Below are 255 nucleotides of genomic sequence, written 5' to 3'. Positions count from 1 at the left end.
CGATGGGAAACAGGTTAATATTCCTGTACTCGGTGTTACTGCGAAGGGGGGACGGAGAAGGCTATATCAGCCGGGCGACGGTTGTCCCGGTTTAAGCGTGTAGGCGGAGCGTCCAGGTAAATCCGGATGCTTATCAACGCTGAGGCGTGACGACGAGGCACTACGGTGCTGAAGTGATAAATGCCCAGCTTCCAGGAAAAGCCTCTAAGCATCAGGTAACACAGAATCGTACCCCAAACCGACACAGGTGGTCAG

Annotated in this window: 1 rRNA gene; it reads left to right on the top strand. The window is 54.1% G+C overall.

The features are described from left to right. Positions 1 to 255 (top strand): 23S ribosomal RNA (locus AC0T7J_RS25630); the annotation flags it as partial.

The sequence above is a fragment of the Pantoea sp. E956-1 genome (assembly GCF_982223955.1).
The sequence above is the reverse complement of the archived record's forward strand: the minus strand, read 5'-3'. Positions and strand labels throughout refer to the sequence as shown.